Raw genomic sequence first — 16,166 nt, forward strand, 5'->3', positions numbered from 1 at the left:
TTCAAGCCGGAATAGCTTTCTTGACATCGGCCGCCAGTTGGTTGGCAAACTTGACCACCTCGTCTTGATCTACACCTTCCACCATCACTCGGATCAATGGCTCGGTGCCGGAGGATCGCAGCAACACTCTACCTCGTTCACCCAGTTTTTTCTCTACTGCGTCCACGGCTTTTTTGATGCTGTCGATCTCTTCGATTTTGACTTTTTTATCGGTTTTGACGTTAATCAGCACTTGCGGGTATTTGCTCATACCGGATTTAAGCTCGTTCAGGCTTTTGCCAGTACGTTGCATTTCCGCCAACACTTGTAAGGCGGAAACAATACCATCGCCCGTGGTGGTTTTATCCAGACAGATAATATGTCCGGAGCCTTCGCCACCGAGCATACCTTTGTGCTCAGATAACATTTCCATCACATAGCGGTCGCCTACTTTGGCGCGCAGCAGAGGCACGCCGACGGCTTTCAGCGCATGCTCCATGCCAAGATTAGACATCAGCGTGCCAATCACGGGCCCGAACAGCTTGCCTTCTTCCAGGCGAGATTTAGCAATGATGTAAATCAACTCGTCGCCATCGACAATTTCACCTTTGTGATCGACCATGATAATCCGGTCGCCGTCGCCATCCAGCGCTATTCCCAGATCGGCGCGGAATTCCAGCACTTTGGCAGCCAGATTTTCCGGCTTGGTAGCACCGCATTCGTCGTTAATGTTCAAACCGTCCGGGTCGGCACCGATGGTGACAACTTCGGCGCCCACTTCACTAAATACATGCGGTGCGATGTGGTACGTCGCACCGTTGGCACAATCGATAACAATCCGCATGCCTTTAAAATCCAAATGCGGCGGCACGGTTGCTTTGCAAAATTCGATGTAGCGGCCGGCGGCATCGCTGACCCGTTTGGCTTTACCCAATTTTGCCGATTCCACCGTAGTCATCGGCGCATCCAAATATTGTTCGATCTGATGCTCTACGTCATCCGGCAATTTGGCGCCGTCCACCGAGAAAAACTTGATACCGTTGTCATAGTAAGGATTGTGAGAAGCACTGATGACAATGCCGGCTTTCGCTCTTAAAGTCCGAGTCAAATAGGCAATACCAGGCGTGGGCATAGGCCCCAATAAACGGGTATCCACACCCGCCGCCGACAACCCCGCTTCCAACGCTGATTCGAACATATAGCCGGAAATGCGCGTGTCCTTGCCCACCAACACGAAACCACTGCCTTCCTTGGCAAAGACTCTGCCTGTCGCCCAGCCCAGTTTTAGCATGAAGTCGGCAGTAATGGGGTACTCACCGACTTTGCCGCGGATACCGTCAGTGCCAAAATATTTTTTTGCCATACTCAAATTCTCTTAACTAAATCCCAAAAAAAAGAGAGGCCGGAGCCTCTCTCGCTTTTGCCGTTACAGCATCAGCCTTGCTCGGCTGCGCCTCCGATTGATGGGTCGGTATCTTTTTGATCCCAATGATCATTTTTGATGCCACCACTGGAAGACGGCGTATCGTCCTCCCAACCTTTTGGCTCTCTTACCGGTTTTCTTTCCATCAAATCATCGATCTGATATTTATCGATGGTTTCGTATTTCATCAAAGCGTCTGCCATTGCATGCAGAATATCTTCATTTTCCTTCAGAATCGTTTCCGCTCTTTCGTAATTTCTGTCAATGATAGACCGGATTTCTTCGTCGATAGTGTGAGAAGTTTCTTCGGCGACAGATTTATGCTGAGTTACAGAGCGGCCCAAGAAAATTTCGCCTTCTTCTTCGCTGTACGCCAAAGGACCAAGACGTTGCGACAAACCCCATTTGGTCACCATGTTTCTGGCCAACTCGGTAGCACGTTCGATGTCGTTGGAAGCACCGGTGGACACTTGTTCCCAGCCAAAAATCAATTCCTCGGCAATCCGGCCGCCGTACAAGCTGGAAATCATGCTATCGAGTTTACGTTTGCTAGCGCTATATTGATCGCGCTCAGGCAAGAACATGGTTACACCCAACGCACGGCCACGCGGCATGATGCTGACTTTGTAGACAGGATCGTGTTCAGGCACCAAGCGACCGACTATAGCGTGACCGGCTTCGTGATACGCGGTCATTTTCTTTTCTTTCTCGTCCATCACCATGGAACGTCTTTCCGCCCCCATGATCAGTTTGTCCTTGGCTTTTTCCAAGTCCACCATGCTGACTAAACGCTTGTTGTAGCGCGCGGCGAACAAGGCCGCTTCGTTAACCAAGTTAGCTAAGTCAGCACCGGAAAATCCTGGCGTACCTTGGGCGATATATTTGATTTTGACGTCATCCGCCGCAGGGACTTTTTTCAAATGCACATTAAGAATTTGTTCCCGGCCCCTCACGTCAGGCAAGCCAACCACCACTTGACGGTCGAAACGACCTGGACGCAACAACGCTTTATCCAACACGTCGGAACGGTTGGTTGCGGCGATAACGATAATACCTTCGTGACCTTCGAAGCCGTCCATTTCAACCAGCAATTGGTTCAAGGTTTGTTCGCGCTCGTCGTTACCACCACCTAAGCCGGCACCGCGTGAACGGCCAACCGCATCGATCTCATCAATGAAGATAATGCAAGGCGCGTGCTTTTTAGCTTGTTCAAACATATCACGCACCCGTGAGGCGCCGACACCGACGAACATTTCCACAAAATCCGAACCGGAAATAGTGAAGAACGGCACTTTGGCTTCGCCGGCTATCGCTCTGGCCAACAAAGTTTTACCGGTACCCGGAGGCCCCACCATCAAGGCACCGCGCGGTACTTTACCACCCAGTTTTTGGTATTTTGACGGGTCTTTAAGGAAGTCGACCATTTCTTCGACCTCTTCTTTAGCCTCGTCGCAACCTGCCACGTCGGCAAACGTCACCTTGTTTTGATCCTGATCCAGCATCCGCGCCTTACTTTTACCAAAGCCCATCGCACCGCCGCGACCACCGACGCCGCCGCCTTGCATTTGGCGCATGAAGAATACCCAAACCGCGATCAGCAACAAAATCGGACCGAATGACACGAAGATTTGCATCAGCATGGACGGCTCTTCGGGAGGCTGAACGGATATTTCCACACCATTAGCCAACAGATCGTCGATCAAATGCGGATCGTTAGGCATATAAGTCTTAAACTTATCGCCGGAGACCATTTTGCCTTTGACAGTATTATCGGAGATCGCAACCTGCTGAACTTGTCCAGCTTTGACAGCGTCGATCAATTGCGAGTACGAAAAAGTCGCGTCGCTACGAATCGCCCGCGACCCGAAACTGTTGAATACAGCCATCAACACTACGGCGATGACCACCCACAAAATTAAATTTTTAATCATATCGCTCAAGTTACGCGCTCCGGCCTGGAATGGCCTCAAAATTTAAAAACCGAGTAATTGTATCAGGACTACTCGCATCCCACCGCCATCATAGCCCTATGAACGGCGACTTTCGCAGTTTTATTTAAAACCTTTCGCCAAAATATACACTTCGTTACTTCTGGGCCGCGAAGCTTTCGGCTTTCTAATCACCACACTGCTGAACTGCTGACGCACTTGATTATAGTATTCATCAAATCCGGCGCCCTGAAACATCTTGATCAAAAACGTCCCACCCTTAGCCAATATATGTTGCGCGGCATCCAGAGCCAATTCGCCCAAGTAAATCGCCCGCGGCTGATCCATTTCCCGGCTACCACTCATATTGGGGGCCATATCCGACAATAACAAGTGAACCGGTTCGCCATCAAGCACTTTATATAGCTGCTCCAGCACGTCGTCTTCCCGGAAATCGCCTTGAATAAAATCCACGCCGTCAATAGGATCGATAGCCAACAAATCCAACGCAATCACCTTATTTTTTTTACCGACGATTTTGCTGACATATTCGGACCATCCGCCCGGTGCAGCGCCTAGGTCAACTATATTAATACCAGGTTTTATGATTTTGTCTTTTTCTTGGATTTCTATCAGCTTGAACACGGCACGAGAGCGGTAGCCCATGGCCTGCGCTTTCTTGACATACTCGTCTTGGAAATGTTCCTGCATCCACTGCTGGCTACTTTTGCTGCGTGCCATATTTTCTATTCGTGTAAAATTGCTGGGTTTTTAAAGTTTAAGGAAACAGAGTGAATCCTATTCAAAAGAAAAAGCTGAAAGCTGAAGCTCACCCGCTCAATCCGGTGGTGATTATCGGCCAGGCAGGCTTGACCGAAGCAGTTATCAAAGAAATTAATGTAGCGTTGGACGCTCACGAGCTGATCAAAGTCAAAATTCGCGCAGAAAGAGACGAGCGCGCGGCTATTAGAGAACAAATCTGCGCGCAAACCAAGGCGGAACTGGTGCAATCTATTGGTCAAATAGCCGTTATTTATCGTTTGAACCCCAAGAAATAAACTCAATGGGGAGGCATGCCTCCTCCCCATTACCAATCAACTTAAATATATTGGACCGAGAGAATCTCGTATTCGATATTGCCGCCCGGCGCTTTTACCGTCACCACGTCTTCAACTTCCTTGCCTATTAATGCTCTGGCAATCGGCGAACCCACCGAAATGCGGCCTTCCTTGATGTTGGCTTCGTCTTCGCCGACGATCTGATAGGTCACTGTCTTGCCGGAATCGAGATCTTCGATTTCCACTGTCGCCCCGAACACGACCTTGCCGTTGGCTTCGGTTTTTGTCACATCAATGATATTGGCGTTGGATAACTTGCCTTCGATTTCAGCGATGCGGCCTTCGGCAAAGCTTTGCTGTTCGCGCGCCGCGTGGTACTCGGCATTTTCTTTTAAATCGCCGTGGGCGCGCGCCTCAGAGATGGCCTGAATGATGCGCGGTCTAACCACAGTTTTAAGTTCTTCCAATTCGGCGCGCAATTTATTGGCACCCACCACTGTCAGTGGAAATTTTTGCATTTACTGCTCCCCTTTTGAATTCAAATTCATCCGTTAAAATGTTTTATGCAAGTCTTGCAGGCAATTCACGTCGCCGGCATCGAGTTCGCCCAAGGCATAACACGCGGCACGCGCACCCGCCATCGTCGTGTAATAGGTCACTTTGCGCTGCAAGGCTTCACGGCGCATGGTAAACGAATCGGCCACGGCTTTAACGCCTTCGGTCGTGTTAACGATCAACTGCACCTCGCCGTTTTTAATCATATCCACGGTATTGGGCCGACCTTCGTTGACCTTGAAGATTTCCTTGCAAGGAATACCGGCTTCTTTCAATACCTTGGCAGTACCGCGAGTGGCCACAATCTCGTAATTTTTGTCGATCAGCATTTTGGCCAGTTCCGGCAGCTTAGGTTTGTCGGCATCACGGATACTGATCAACACCTTGCCGCTGTGACTCAAATCCACACCACACGCGCGTTGCGATTTGGCAAACGCTTCGCCGAAGGTCTTACCGACGCCCATGACTTCACCGGTCGATTTCATTTCTGGTCCCAACAGCGGATCAACGCCGGGGAACTTAATGAACGGGAACACCGCCTCTTTCACCGAGAAATATTCGGGAATACGCTCTTCGGTAATGCCCTGCTCTTGCAAGGATTTACCGACCATCACCCGCGCGGCGATTTTCGCCAGCGGATAACCGGTGGCTTTGGAGACAAACGGCGCGGTTCGCGAGGCCCGCGGATTGACTTCCAGTACATAGATGGTTTCGCCTTGAATCGCAAACTGAGTATTCATCAGACCGCGTACACCCAGCGCTTCGGCCATTTTCGCGACTTGTGCACGCAGCTGATCCTGCATATGTGCCGGCAAGTCATAAGGCGGCAACGAACACGCAGAGTCACCGGAATGCACACCGGCTTGCTCGATATGTTCCATCAAGCCACCAATCAGCACTGTCTCGCCGTCGTAAATCGCATCAACGTCCATTTCCACCGCATCGTCCAGAAATCTATCCAGCAATACGGGCGAATCGTTGGAAACGCTGACCGCTTCTTTCATGTAGCGGCGCAGCCCTTCTTCGTTGAACACGATCTCCATCGCCCGACCACCCAACACATAGGATGGGCGCACGACCAAGGGATAACCGAGTTCGCGAGCCGAATTAACGGCTTGCTCGACCGAACGTGCAGTGGCATTGGGTGGTTGCAACAGATTCAAACGCTCCAGCAATTTCTGAAAACGCTCGCGATCTTCAGCCAAGTCGATAGAGTCCGGCGAAGTGCCGATAATCGGCGCACCAGCAGCTTCCAAGGCCCTAGCCAGTTTCAACGGTGTTTGCCCGCCGTACTGGACGATGACGCCTTTGGGTTTTTCCAATTCGATAATTTCCAACACATCTTCCAGCGTCAAAGGCTCGAAGTACAAACGGTCGGACGTATCGAAGTCGGTAGAAACGGTTTCCGGGTTACAGTTGACCATGATGGTTTCGTAACCATCTTCGCGCAACGCCAAGGCCGCATGTACGCAGCAGTAATCGAACTCTATACCCTGACCGATCCGGTTCGGGCCACCGCCAAGGATGATGATTTTTTCCTTGTCGGACGGATTAGCCTCGCATTCCTGTTCGTAAGTCGAATACAGATAAGCCGTATCGGAAGCAAACTCCGCCGCGCAAGAATCGATGCGCTTGTATACCGGGCGCACGCCTTTTTTGTGGCGGACGCTACGCACTTCCGATTCCTTGGTTTCCAACAGTTTCGCGAGGCGTCTATCAGAGAAGCCTTTACGCTTCAGCCGCAACAACTCGCCCGGCTCCAGGGTCGCCAGGGTTTTGGTGGACAAGGTTTTTTCGGTATTAATCAGATCCTCGACTTGCGCCAGAAACCACGGATCAATTTTCGACGCCTGATGAATATCCGCAAAACTCAAACCACTACGGAATGCATCCGCCAAATACCAGAGGCGTTGCGGGCCGGGATAGCGTAGTTCTTTGAGAATGGTGTCTTCGCTATTAGCATCGTTCAAATCGGCAATTTCATCCAGACCATCGACACCCACTTCCAAGCCACGCAAAGCTTTTTGCAAAGATTCCTGGAAGGTGCGGCCAATCGCCATCACCTCGCCGACCGACTTCATTTGCGTGGTCAGCCTGTCATTAGCTTGCGGGAATTTTTCGAAGGCAAAGCGCGGCACCTTGGTAACCACGTAATCGATGGACGGCTCGAACGACGCAGGCGTAGCGCCGCCGGTAATTTCGTTACGCAATTCATCCAGCGTATAGCCCACAGCCAATTTGGCCGCGACTTTGGCAATTGGAAAACCAGTGGCTTTAGAGGCCAGCGCCGATGAACGCGACACCCTGGGGTTCATTTCGATGACAATCAAGCGGCCGGTGTCGGGATTGATGGCAAACTGTACGTTGGAACCGCCGGTATCCACGCCGATTTCCCGCAATACCGCCAAGGAAGCGTTACGCAGAATTTGATATTCCTTGTCGGTCAGAGTTTGCGCCGGGGCTACGGTGATCGAATCGCCGGTGTGCACGCCCATAGGATCGAAATTTTCGATCGAGCAGATAATGATGCAATTGTCTTTGGAATCCCGCACCACTTCCATTTCAAACTCTTTCCAGCCCAAAATGGATTCTTCGATCAATAGCTCGCTGGTCGGCGACAAATACAGGCCGCGCTCGCAAATCTCGATGAACTCTTCGCGGTTATAGGCAATACCGCCGCCGCTGCCGCCCATCGTGAACGAGGGGCGAATCACGGTGGGGTATCCCACTTCTTCCTGTGCGGCAAACGCTTCTTCCATGCTGTGTGCGACTTTGGCTCTGGACACTTCCAAACCAATGCGCGCCATCGCTTCATTGAACAGTGCACGATCCTCGGCCATATTAATCGCTTCTTTGGTCGCGCCTATCATTTCCACGCCGTATTTCGCCAATACGCCGTGTTTGTCCAACGCCAACGCGCAGTTCAGCGCGGTCTGGCCGCCCATCGTCGGCAGGATGGCGTCGGGACGTTCTTTTTCGATGATTTTCTCAACGGTCTGCCAGTCGATAGGCTCGATGTAAATTGCATCGGCCATATCCGGGTCGGTCATGATCGTCGCCGGATTGGAGTTGACCAGAATCACCCGGTATCCCTCTTCCCGTAGCGCTTTGCAAGCCTGGGTGCCGGAATAGTCGAACTCGCAAGCCTGACCGATGACAATCGGTCCTGCGCCCAGTAATAAAATCGATTTTATGTCGGTTCTTTTTGGCATATCACTCTGTATAAAACTTAAGCGGAACGAGGCTGGTTCATCAAATCGATGAAATCGTCGAACAAGGACTCGACATCTTGCGGGCCGGGACTGGCTTCCGGATGCCCCTGAAAGCTGAAGGCCGGCACGTCGGTGCGGGCGATACCTTGCAGACTACCGTCGAACAGCGACACATAGGTCGCTTTCAGATTGGCGGGCAAAGAGTCGGCGCTGGCGGCAAAACCGTGGTTTTGGCTGCTGATCATCACCCGGCCGGTTGCCAGTTCTTGCACCGGATGGTTGGCACCGTGATGGCCGAATTTCATTTTCTCGGTTTTCGCGCCGCTGGCTAAAGCCAATAACTGATGGCCCAAACAAATACCGAACACCGGCACTTTTTTATCCAGGATGGTTTTGATCGCTTCGATGGCATAGGTGCAAGGCTCCGGATCGCCGGGGCCATTGGATAGGAAAACACCGTCAGGATTCATTGATAACACTTCGGCGGCGGGCGTTTTGGCCGGAACGACCGTGACCTTGCAGCCGCGGTTGGCCAACAAACGCAGGATATTGCGCTTGATACCGAAATCGTAAGCCACTACATGCTTGGTCAAATCAGGCGCTTGTTGATGACCTTCGCCCAGCTTCCAGACGTTTTCGGTCCAGACATAGGCTTGCGCGGTAGTCACTTCCTTCGCCAGATCCATGCCTTTCAGGCCTGGGAAGCCTTCGATGGCCTGTTTCGCAGCGTCTAAATCAACGGATTCGCCGGCCATGATGCAACCGCGTTGCGCGCCTTTGTCGCGTAACAAGCGGGTTAATTTGCGGGTGTCGATGTCGGCAATCGCCACCACGTTGTGCTCGCGCAAATATTCGGGCAGGGTTTTCGCGTTACGCCAGCTGCTGGCCAGCAAAGGCAAATCCCGTATCACCAGGCCGCTGGCAAACACTTTGACAGATTCGTCGTCTTCAGGATTAGTACCGACATTGCCGATGTGCGGATAAGTCAATGTGACGATTTGCCGTGCGTACGACGGATCGCTGAGAATTTCCTGATAGCCGGTCAGTGCCGTGTTAAAAACCACTTCTCCCACGGAACAGCCGTCGGCACCTATCGAAATGCCGTGAAACACCGTCCCGTCTTCTAGTACCAGTAATGCAGGTTTGTTCAAGATTGGCCACCTTAGATGTAGAAAACGGGATAAATCTTGCGATTCATCCCGTTCCTGATAGATAAAAACTTAGGTGATTTTACGAAATTATGGCTGTTTGGTCATTAACAATTTTCTAACTTGGTGCGTCACCGAGATTCCGCTGTTTCACAAAGGCGCTGTATTTATTGCCAATTCCGCCTTATCCGGATTGGCCGGGCGCCAGCAGCCACTGCACCGGGCTGTGTAAGGACAACAGGTTCAGTCAATGTTCGAATTTGCCGATTTCGGCTTGCAGTTTTTCTTGCTGCGCCGCCGTTAACAACATAAACACCTCATGATCGAGCTTGGATTTTTCCAAGGCCATCTGCTGATGCATCGCTGCGGATTTCTCAAGCAACGCTTTGGCCTGTTCCTCATTGTAATCCGCGGAAAAGCTCAAAGCGTGCAATTCGGCTCGTAGCGCATGCTCGTCTTTAAATCGGGCCTGGCCGTCACCAATTCGGGTTTTCATTAAATTCTTGATATCCGCTTCCTGCTTTTCGCTGAGATCAAGATTTTTTAAAAATCTCGGCAAATGTTGCTCGCCGTCCGCTTCGCCAAACCTATGCATCGGCGGTTTGCCGCCGCCATGGTGCCCGCCGTGCGGCGGCTCAGCCATTGCAGTTAGGGGTAACAAGCCAAGCACTAACACTAATTTTTTCATAACACTCTCCACAAAACGATGATAAATCCAAGGACAAAACCTGTTCAATTTCGTCGTAGCCAGTATTTCAAATCAGAGGTTAAGTGCTGTTAGTGCCGTGTAAAATCAGGTAAACCCCGCTGGTTGTCTAAAGAAGCCGCGGCTATGATGATGAACACACAGCCAACGAGCGAGAACCATGCATAAAGTGTTAATTATCGATGACGACGTCGAACTGGCGGGATTATTCCGAGAGTATCTAACGCAGGAAGGTTTTAATGTGGACGTCAGCCATACCGGCGCATCCGGACTGCAACATGCCCTATCCGGCGAATATCAATTAGTCATTTTGGACATCATGCTGCCGGATATCAAAGGCACCGAGATATTGACGCGCATCCGCCTGGAAAGCAGGGTTCCGATACTGATGTTTACCGCCAAGGGCGATGACGTGGACCGCATCATTGGCATGGAATCCGGCGCCGACGATTACGTCCCCAAGCCCTGCACGCCCAGAGAACTGGTTGCCAGAATTCGGGCGATTTTGCGCCGAACCCAGCCCGCCGCCAGTTTGTCATCAGGACCGATTGTGGCCGGGCCGTTGAAACTGTGGCCGGAAAAACGCAAAGCCACCTGGTTTGAGCAAGACCTGGACCTAACCAGCACCGAGTTCAATTTACTGGAAACTTTGGCCAGTCAGGTGGGCCGGGTCGTCAGCAAAAACGAGCTCTCCGAAAAAGCCCTGGGCAGGCCTCTGGCGCGTTTCGACCGTAGCATTGACGTCCATATGAGCAGCATCCGCCAGAAACTCGGCAACCAACCGGACGGCCATTCTTACATTCAAACCGTGCGCGGCCAAGGCTACCAGATGATCAAGGTATAAGATGGGCAGATTGTTTTGGAAGTTTTTCTTTGCTTTCTGGCTGGCTCTATTGACCGCAGGCATCGGTGTCGGTACCGCCGTCTGGCTAAGACACTCCGCGCAGCAAAACCTGTCGGCCAAACCAGCCGATGTCGTCGATGTCAGACGCGCTTCGCTAGTCAAGCTGGCCGCCAGCACCATGCCGCATGGCGGCGTCAAGGGCTTGCACGATTTTATTCAGACCTTGCAAAACACCCGTTTTCCACCGATATACGCAGTAGACGATACGGATCGGGAATTACTGGGCAGACCCTTAGCGACAGAGGTATTGCAGCAGGCCAGAGCCTTACAGCGAAAAAACGCCTACCCGGATGCCATACAAATGATTGCGGCCGACGACGGCCATCGTTATCTACTTTTCGTACCCTTGCCGGAACACGGTTTTGGCAGCCTGTTCAGGCCGTCATTTCCGGGCAACCCCGAACTGCCTGCATTTGGCTTCGACGGCCCCCTTTTTGGAGACCGGCCACCCCCGTCGAGCGCTAACCTGGAAGAGCACGGCCCTCGCCCGCACCGCGAGCCGCCCACGCCGATTTTACCGATAATCTCCGGCAGCTTGGCTAGCCTGCTGTTCAGCGGACTGTTGGCCTGGTATTTCGCCAAACCCATTCGCAGCCTGCGCGACGCTTTAAGCGCTGTAGCTCAAGGCCGGCTAAATACCCGCATCGGCAATGCAATGGGGAGACGAAGCGACGAATTGGCGGACCTGGGTCGTGACTTTGACCATATGGCGCAACAAATCTGCTCGCTAATCAACGCCCAGCAACATCTGCTGCACGATGTGTCTCACGAACTGCGCTCGCCGTTGGCGCGTATCCAGGCCGCTATCGGCCTGGCCCAGCAACAACCGGAAAAATTGCCGGCCACGCTGGAACGCATCGAACGGGAATCGCAACGCATCAGCGATTTGGTCGGCGAACTATTGATGCTATCTAAGCTGGAAGCGGGCGTTGCGCCAGGAAAACTGGATGCAATCAATCTCGACGACCTACTGGCCGACATTGTCGCCGATGTGCGTTTCGAAGCAGAACCGAAACATATCGAACTAAGGTATCTCGGCGATGTTGACGTGGAGGTCGAATGCCAAGGCGAACTATTACATCGCGCTATCGAAAACGTGCTGCGTAACGCAGTGCAACACTGTCAAGCCGAAGGCACGGTATTCATTGCCGCCGATTTTGATAGCGCTAATCGTCACTTAAGAATTCGGGTGGACGATGACGGCCCTGGGGTACCCGATCAGGATTTGACGGCCATTTTTCAGCCGTTTTTCCGCAGTGGTCAAGCGCAAAAACCGCACAGCACCGGCCTGGGACTCACCATCGCCCATAGAGCCGTCGAGGCGCATGGCGGCAACATCAGCGCCGGCAACCGACCGGAAGGTGGTTTAAGTGTTCTGATTGAAATCCCGTTTCCAATACGGCACGCAAACGAGAGGTAAGTATGTTTAAACTCAAAAAGTGGCTGTCAGCCACGCTGATAGCTTTACTGTCGGCATGGACGCTAAGCGCGAGCGCCGACCCGTTTCATCATCACGGCGGCCGGCATTTTGGCGGACACTTCCGTCCGGGTTTTGGCTTCTACTTTGGTGCGCCACTGTATCCCAGACCCTTTTACCCGGCTTATCCCTACTACCCGGCGTATCCCTATTACCCGCGGGAAATTATCACCGTACCGGTGGAACCGCCGGTCTATATCGAACGCGAGCGCAGCCAGCCTCAGAACGCCCCTTTAGCGGAAGGCTATTGGTATTACTGTAACGATCCGGCTGGCTACTATCCTTACGTAAAGGACTGTGCGAATGGCTGGCAACAAGTTGAGCCGACGCCACAAAATTAGCAGGAGACCGCAAACATGAAGAGTAAAACCCCAATAGCAGGAATCTGCGTGGCACTGGCCTTGAGCGGCTGCGCCCATATGCCTTCAGGCCCGAGTGTGATGGCGCTACCCGGCACTGGCCTGTCGTTCGAACAATTTCGCCAGGATGATTATCAATGCCAGCAATACGCAGCCGGACAAGTGGGGGCCACACCGAATCAAGCCAGCACCGATAGCCAAATCGGCAGTGCCGCAGTCGGCACGGCAGTGGGAGCGGCCGCCGGCGCCGCTATTGGTGGCGGCGGCGGAGCGGCAATCGGCGCGGGCACGGGATTAGTGGCCGGGACTATCGTCGGCAGTGGCGAATCAAGACGCTCCGGCTATGCCACCCAACAAGGTTACGACAATGCCTATGTGCAATGTATGTATGCCAAGGGGCACAGAGTACCGGTATCCGGGCAGTTTTCTTACCAATCGCCGGCGCCCAAAGCCTCACAACCCAGCATTCCGCCACCACCACCCGGCTTGCCACCACCACCTCCTTACCAATAACCAGCAGGAAGGGCTTGCGTAACTAGAAAGTCATCCGCAAGCCCGCTTCGAGAATGTGGTCGGAAATATTGGTTTGGCCCAAGCGGGTCTCATAACGCACGAACCCTGAGCCGCCATTGGGCAATGTAGCGCTGAGCGAACCGCCGAGGTTGACATAATCGTGGTCGGGCTCGCCGGTTTGAATCGTAAAATTACCCTGCCCCGGCTCGGCCTGAGCCAAGCGCATGTGAATCAGCCGGTTGTCGTTAAGGTATTGATGCTCCCATTCCACGCGCACGGCCGGCGTGAATACGCCCCATGACGTGCTGAGCGCATAACTGATTTGGGTACCGAAATTGCTGACGAAAGAATGATTGATTTGCTCGCCGGTGATGATGTCGAAACCGTTGCCGCTGTGCTCTTGGTATTGGGCGATAGTCATGCCCAGATACTCTAAACGCAGATAAGGGCCGATGGCCCACTCGTCCCAATTGAAGTCTTTGCCGCTGCTTAATGCAAAACCGTATTGATTGCCGGTGGTTGTCGATGCGGATTGGCCGGCGAATCCGGAAAAGGCGTATTGGCGGTTAAAGGCATAGTCATTACCGCCGTAGTTTCCCACCCAATCCAGATAAATATCCTCGGGCAGATAATAGCTGCCGTATAGTGCACCCAGATAAGTATCGCTGCTCATATTGCCGGCCGAATCGGCATATTGGGTGGAAGAATGCGTGTAGTTAAACGCCGCACCAACCACCAATTTGTCGCTTAGCCGATAATCCGCGCCGCCCGTCACGGTGCGCGCTTGCGAATCAAAGCCGCGATCCCAGGCATCACCGCGCAGATTGGCAAAATTAAACCGGGTTTGTAAAAACACACCCAGCGGCGAATCACGGAACAGCTCATCATCGCCCGCCGCGCCGCCTAGCCCCTGAGAGCCCACGGGGTTGGCGGATAATTGGATCCCGTTAAAATTCACCGACAAGGGCGCACCGGCGCCAGCGCGTAAACTCGCCAATCGGGTCAACGGGCCATCCATGCGCGTTGCGCCCAATTTCACCGGCCCGGCCATCTGGCTCGGCACCTGATCCGGCGTTAATGCGGCAACAGCGGTGGTTTGCTGTTCCGGACTGAGCGCTTGCAGTTGCAGACACCGGGTCGCCAAAATCCCGCTTGGGGTCGCGCAAGCCTCATTCAAGGCGGGCGCGAAAGTCTGCTGGTTAAAGGTTAATTCCGGTGAGGTGCTAGTCTCTGTTGTAAAAGGTTGCAGGCTCCAGGGGGCCAATTGGCCTCGACCGCCACCGAAACTGCGTATCGCTCCCAATAAGTATTGGTTTTCCGGCAGATTGGGATCGATGTAAATGTCGTAGTCGCTGCTAATGCTGCTTAATTGGTTCACACCATCCGCCAATACCAGTCGACTGGCATACAATGCGGCGCCCGGCGTGCTATTGCCATCGACCAAGCTCAAACCGTTGCCGCTCGCTACCGTTACAGAACCCCAGGCAAAATTATTGACCGCACCGGCAGTGGTCTGCCCCTGATCGCTACCCACCAAGCTCATCGCATGCTGCGTCGCGCTCGGGCCGCTGAAAACCAGATCGGCATTTGCGGTATTCCACAGGGTATTTTGCGTACTGGTATTAATAAAGTCGCCGGTTACGATGAAAACATCGCCGGCACCGCCCACCAAATAACCGCTGGCACCTATGGACAGATTGTTGAATTGATTGATCGACGGGTCGCTCTCATAGCGGCCGTTATTCGTGAAGTTACCGGTAAACGCCACCGAGGTATTTACCGTTCTGAAAACACCGTCGTTACTGACATTGCCATCAAACCGATGCGTGTTGTTACCGGAAATATCGACGCGCCCTTGCCCGCTGTTATAGAAATCGCCGGTCCCGGTAATTAGGCCGGTTTGCGCCAGATTGAATTGGCCGGTATTGCTTATAGTGCCGGTATTGTTCAGCACGCCGTGATTGCTGAAAGTACCTTGGTTACTCAGTTGCCCGGCGTTGCCGAAATTTCCCTGATTGACCAGTGCGCCGGCGTTTGTCAGCGTATTGCCTGCTACATTGTCGATGCTGCCGCTATTGACCATCTGTCCGGCATTCTCGATTACACCTTGGTTGTTGATGGCGCCGAAATTGGCGAAAACGCCTGAGCCATGACTGAACGTGGCGCTGTTATTGACTAATGTGCCATAGTTGTTGAAATCGCCGCCGGTGTTGTAATAGTAACCGGGCAGAGTGCTGAAACTGTCATTCGCACTAATAGAACTAACGGCTATAGGTATGACAGTTACCTGAAAAGGCGCGAAACCGGATATGCCATTCTGGTCTTTCCCAAACCCGCCGGCAGTATTCGGTTGGTAAACATAGTCCAGCGTTGCGCCAAGACCGATAAAGTAAGTCCCCGGTGTTTTAGGAGCCGTGAGTTGGCCAGAAAACGATCCGCTCAGGCTACCGAAACCGGGACCGATCCCGCCGGAGTAAAACCCGGCCGAGCCAGCCTGTGCCGGGGCAATCCAAGCGGTATAAAGCTGGATAATGCAGCCTGGGCAGTAACTGGTGTCGCCTTCCTGAATACTGTAACCACCCGCCAAATTAACGGTGGCCCCCGAACCTACCGTTGCCGAATTTCCGGCAAAACTCCCCCTGTCTGCGCCGGCAAAGAACGGCTGAGTAATCGTGACATTACGCCCAATCACCGACCAGGACACATCGGATGACAACGCATCGGCTAGCGCAGACCCGGAGGCGCAAGCCAACAAGCCAATCCGTATCGGACCCTTTAATTTCATCACACTGTTAATTTGCTATGCGCTTGGATTGCGGGATTTTGAGAACTATGCACATAAGGTTAGCCGAATCATTCAACAAAACAACCGCATCGTCAGGTACTCTCAACGATGCGGAATAT

At 52.8% G+C, this 16,166-nt stretch carries 13 protein-coding genes; 5 read left to right on the top strand and 8 right to left on the bottom strand.

Annotated features, from left to right (window positions below):
- Window position 1: 1 nt before the first annotated feature.
- From glmM to rlmE, 3 genes are all read right to left on the bottom strand, one after another.
- Window positions 2–1,342 carry a phosphoglucosamine mutase gene (glmM, locus tag JWZ98_RS16770; protein WP_033155614.1) on the bottom strand — a complete coding sequence of 447 codons (1,341 nt, stop codon included), beginning with the start codon at window positions 1,340–1,342 and terminating at the stop codon, window positions 2–4.
- Between the two features lie 71 nt (window positions 1,343–1,413).
- On the bottom strand, window positions 1,414–3,333 hold the full coding sequence (gene ftsH, locus JWZ98_RS16775) for an ATP-dependent zinc metalloprotease FtsH (RefSeq protein WP_205451079.1): 1,920 nt from the start codon (window positions 3,331–3,333) through the stop codon (window positions 1,414–1,416).
- 120 nt (window positions 3,334–3,453) lie between these two features.
- Window positions 3,454–4,071 (bottom strand): 23S rRNA (uridine(2552)-2'-O)-methyltransferase RlmE, encoded by a 618-nt coding sequence (gene rlmE / locus JWZ98_RS16780; protein WP_205451081.1) that lies wholly within the window; start codon window positions 4,069–4,071, stop codon window positions 3,454–3,456.
- A gap of 50 nt (window positions 4,072–4,121) precedes the next feature.
- On the opposite strand from rlmE, the gene yhbY reads away from it, so the two are divergent.
- Window positions 4,122–4,388 (top strand): ribosome assembly RNA-binding protein YhbY, encoded by a 267-nt coding sequence (gene yhbY / locus JWZ98_RS16785; protein ID WP_205451089.1) that lies wholly within the window; start codon window positions 4,122–4,124, stop codon window positions 4,386–4,388.
- A 41-nt stretch (window positions 4,389–4,429) separates the two neighbouring features.
- On the opposite strand, the gene greA is transcribed toward yhbY, so the two are convergent.
- The 4 genes from greA to JWZ98_RS16805 form a co-directional block, all read right to left on the bottom strand.
- The gene (greA, locus tag JWZ98_RS16790; protein WP_020485125.1) at window positions 4,430–4,906 is read right to left on the bottom strand and encodes a transcription elongation factor GreA; all 477 of its coding nucleotides are present in this window, start codon (window positions 4,904–4,906) and stop codon (window positions 4,430–4,432) included.
- A 33-nt stretch (window positions 4,907–4,939) separates the two neighbouring features.
- A complete protein-coding gene (gene carB / locus JWZ98_RS16795) occupies window positions 4,940–8,155 on the bottom strand; it encodes a carbamoyl-phosphate synthase large subunit (protein WP_205451093.1) in 3,216 nt (1,071 codons plus the stop codon).
- A gap of 17 nt (window positions 8,156–8,172) precedes the next feature.
- Window positions 8,173–9,306 (bottom strand): glutamine-hydrolyzing carbamoyl-phosphate synthase small subunit, encoded by a 1,134-nt coding sequence (gene carA, locus JWZ98_RS16800; RefSeq protein ID WP_205451098.1) that lies wholly within the window; start codon window positions 9,304–9,306, stop codon window positions 8,173–8,175.
- Between the two features lie 244 nt (window positions 9,307–9,550).
- On the bottom strand, window positions 9,551–9,991 hold the full coding sequence (locus JWZ98_RS16805; protein WP_205451101.1) for a periplasmic heavy metal sensor: 441 nt from the start codon (window positions 9,989–9,991) through the stop codon (window positions 9,551–9,553).
- Between the two features lie 178 nt (window positions 9,992–10,169).
- Here JWZ98_RS16805 and JWZ98_RS16810 point away from each other — a divergent pair, with 178 nt between their 5' ends.
- The 4 genes from JWZ98_RS16810 to JWZ98_RS16825 are packed head-to-tail and all read left to right on the top strand — an operon-like array spanning window position 10,170 to window position 13,262.
- Window positions 10,170–10,853 (top strand): response regulator transcription factor, encoded by a 684-nt coding sequence (locus JWZ98_RS16810; RefSeq protein WP_205451103.1) that lies wholly within the window; start codon window positions 10,170–10,172, stop codon window positions 10,851–10,853.
- Between the two features lies 1 nt (window position 10,854).
- Window positions 10,855–12,333 (top strand): ATP-binding protein, encoded by a 1,479-nt coding sequence (locus JWZ98_RS16815; protein WP_205451105.1) that lies wholly within the window; start codon window positions 10,855–10,857, stop codon window positions 12,331–12,333.
- Between the two features lie 2 nt (window positions 12,334–12,335).
- Window positions 12,336–12,731: a hypothetical protein gene (locus JWZ98_RS16820; RefSeq protein ID WP_205451107.1), complete on the top strand. Its 396-nt coding sequence runs from the start codon at window positions 12,336–12,338 to the stop codon at window positions 12,729–12,731.
- A gap of 15 nt (window positions 12,732–12,746) precedes the next feature.
- Window positions 12,747–13,262 carry a glycine zipper family protein gene (locus JWZ98_RS16825; RefSeq protein WP_205451109.1) on the top strand — a complete coding sequence of 172 codons (516 nt, stop codon included), beginning with the start codon at window positions 12,747–12,749 and terminating at the stop codon, window positions 13,260–13,262.
- Between the two features lie 22 nt (window positions 13,263–13,284).
- Here JWZ98_RS16825 and JWZ98_RS16830 read toward each other — a convergent pair whose 3' ends face one another.
- Complete coding sequence (locus JWZ98_RS16830) at window positions 13,285–16,047, bottom strand: autotransporter outer membrane beta-barrel domain-containing protein (protein ID WP_205451111.1); 2,763 nt, start codon at window positions 16,045–16,047, stop codon at window positions 13,285–13,287.
- Window positions 16,048–16,166 lie beyond the last annotated feature (119 nt).

The organism is Methylomonas sp. EFPC1, assembly GCF_016925515.1.
Taxonomy (GTDB): Bacteria; Pseudomonadota; Gammaproteobacteria; order Methylococcales; family Methylomonadaceae; genus Methylomonas; species Methylomonas defluvii.

What these genes read in the sequence shown, in the direction of transcription:
- glmM (WP_033155614.1), bottom strand. Translation starts at nt 1,342, where the DNA reads ATGGCAAAAAAATATTTTGGCACTGACGGTATCCGCGGCAAAGTCGGT.
- ftsH (WP_205451079.1), bottom strand. Translation starts at nt 3,333, where the DNA reads ATGATTAAAAATTTAATTTTGTGGGTGGTCATCGCCGTAGTGTTGATG.
- rlmE (WP_205451081.1), bottom strand. Translation starts at nt 4,071, where the DNA reads ATGGCACGCAGCAAAAGTAGCCAGCAGTGGATGCAGGAACATTTCCAA.
- greA (WP_020485125.1), bottom strand. Translation starts at nt 4,906, where the DNA reads ATGCAAAAATTTCCACTGACAGTGGTGGGTGCCAATAAATTGCGCGCC.
- carB (WP_205451093.1), bottom strand. Translation starts at nt 8,155, where the DNA reads ATGCCAAAAAGAACCGACATAAAATCGATTTTATTACTGGGCGCAGGA.
- JWZ98_RS16805 (WP_205451101.1), bottom strand. Translation starts at nt 9,991, where the DNA reads ATGAAAAAATTAGTGTTAGTGCTTGGCTTGTTACCCCTAACTGCAATG.
- JWZ98_RS16810 (WP_205451103.1), top strand. Translation starts at nt 10,170, where the DNA reads ATGCATAAAGTGTTAATTATCGATGACGACGTCGAACTGGCGGGATTA.
- JWZ98_RS16815 (WP_205451105.1), top strand. Translation starts at nt 10,855, where the DNA reads ATGGGCAGATTGTTTTGGAAGTTTTTCTTTGCTTTCTGGCTGGCTCTA.
- JWZ98_RS16820 (WP_205451107.1), top strand. Translation starts at nt 12,336, where the DNA reads ATGTTTAAACTCAAAAAGTGGCTGTCAGCCACGCTGATAGCTTTACTG.
- JWZ98_RS16825 (WP_205451109.1), top strand. Translation starts at nt 12,747, where the DNA reads ATGAAGAGTAAAACCCCAATAGCAGGAATCTGCGTGGCACTGGCCTTG.
- JWZ98_RS16830 (WP_205451111.1), bottom strand. Translation starts at nt 16,047, where the DNA reads ATGAAATTAAAGGGTCCGATACGGATTGGCTTGTTGGCTTGCGCCTCC.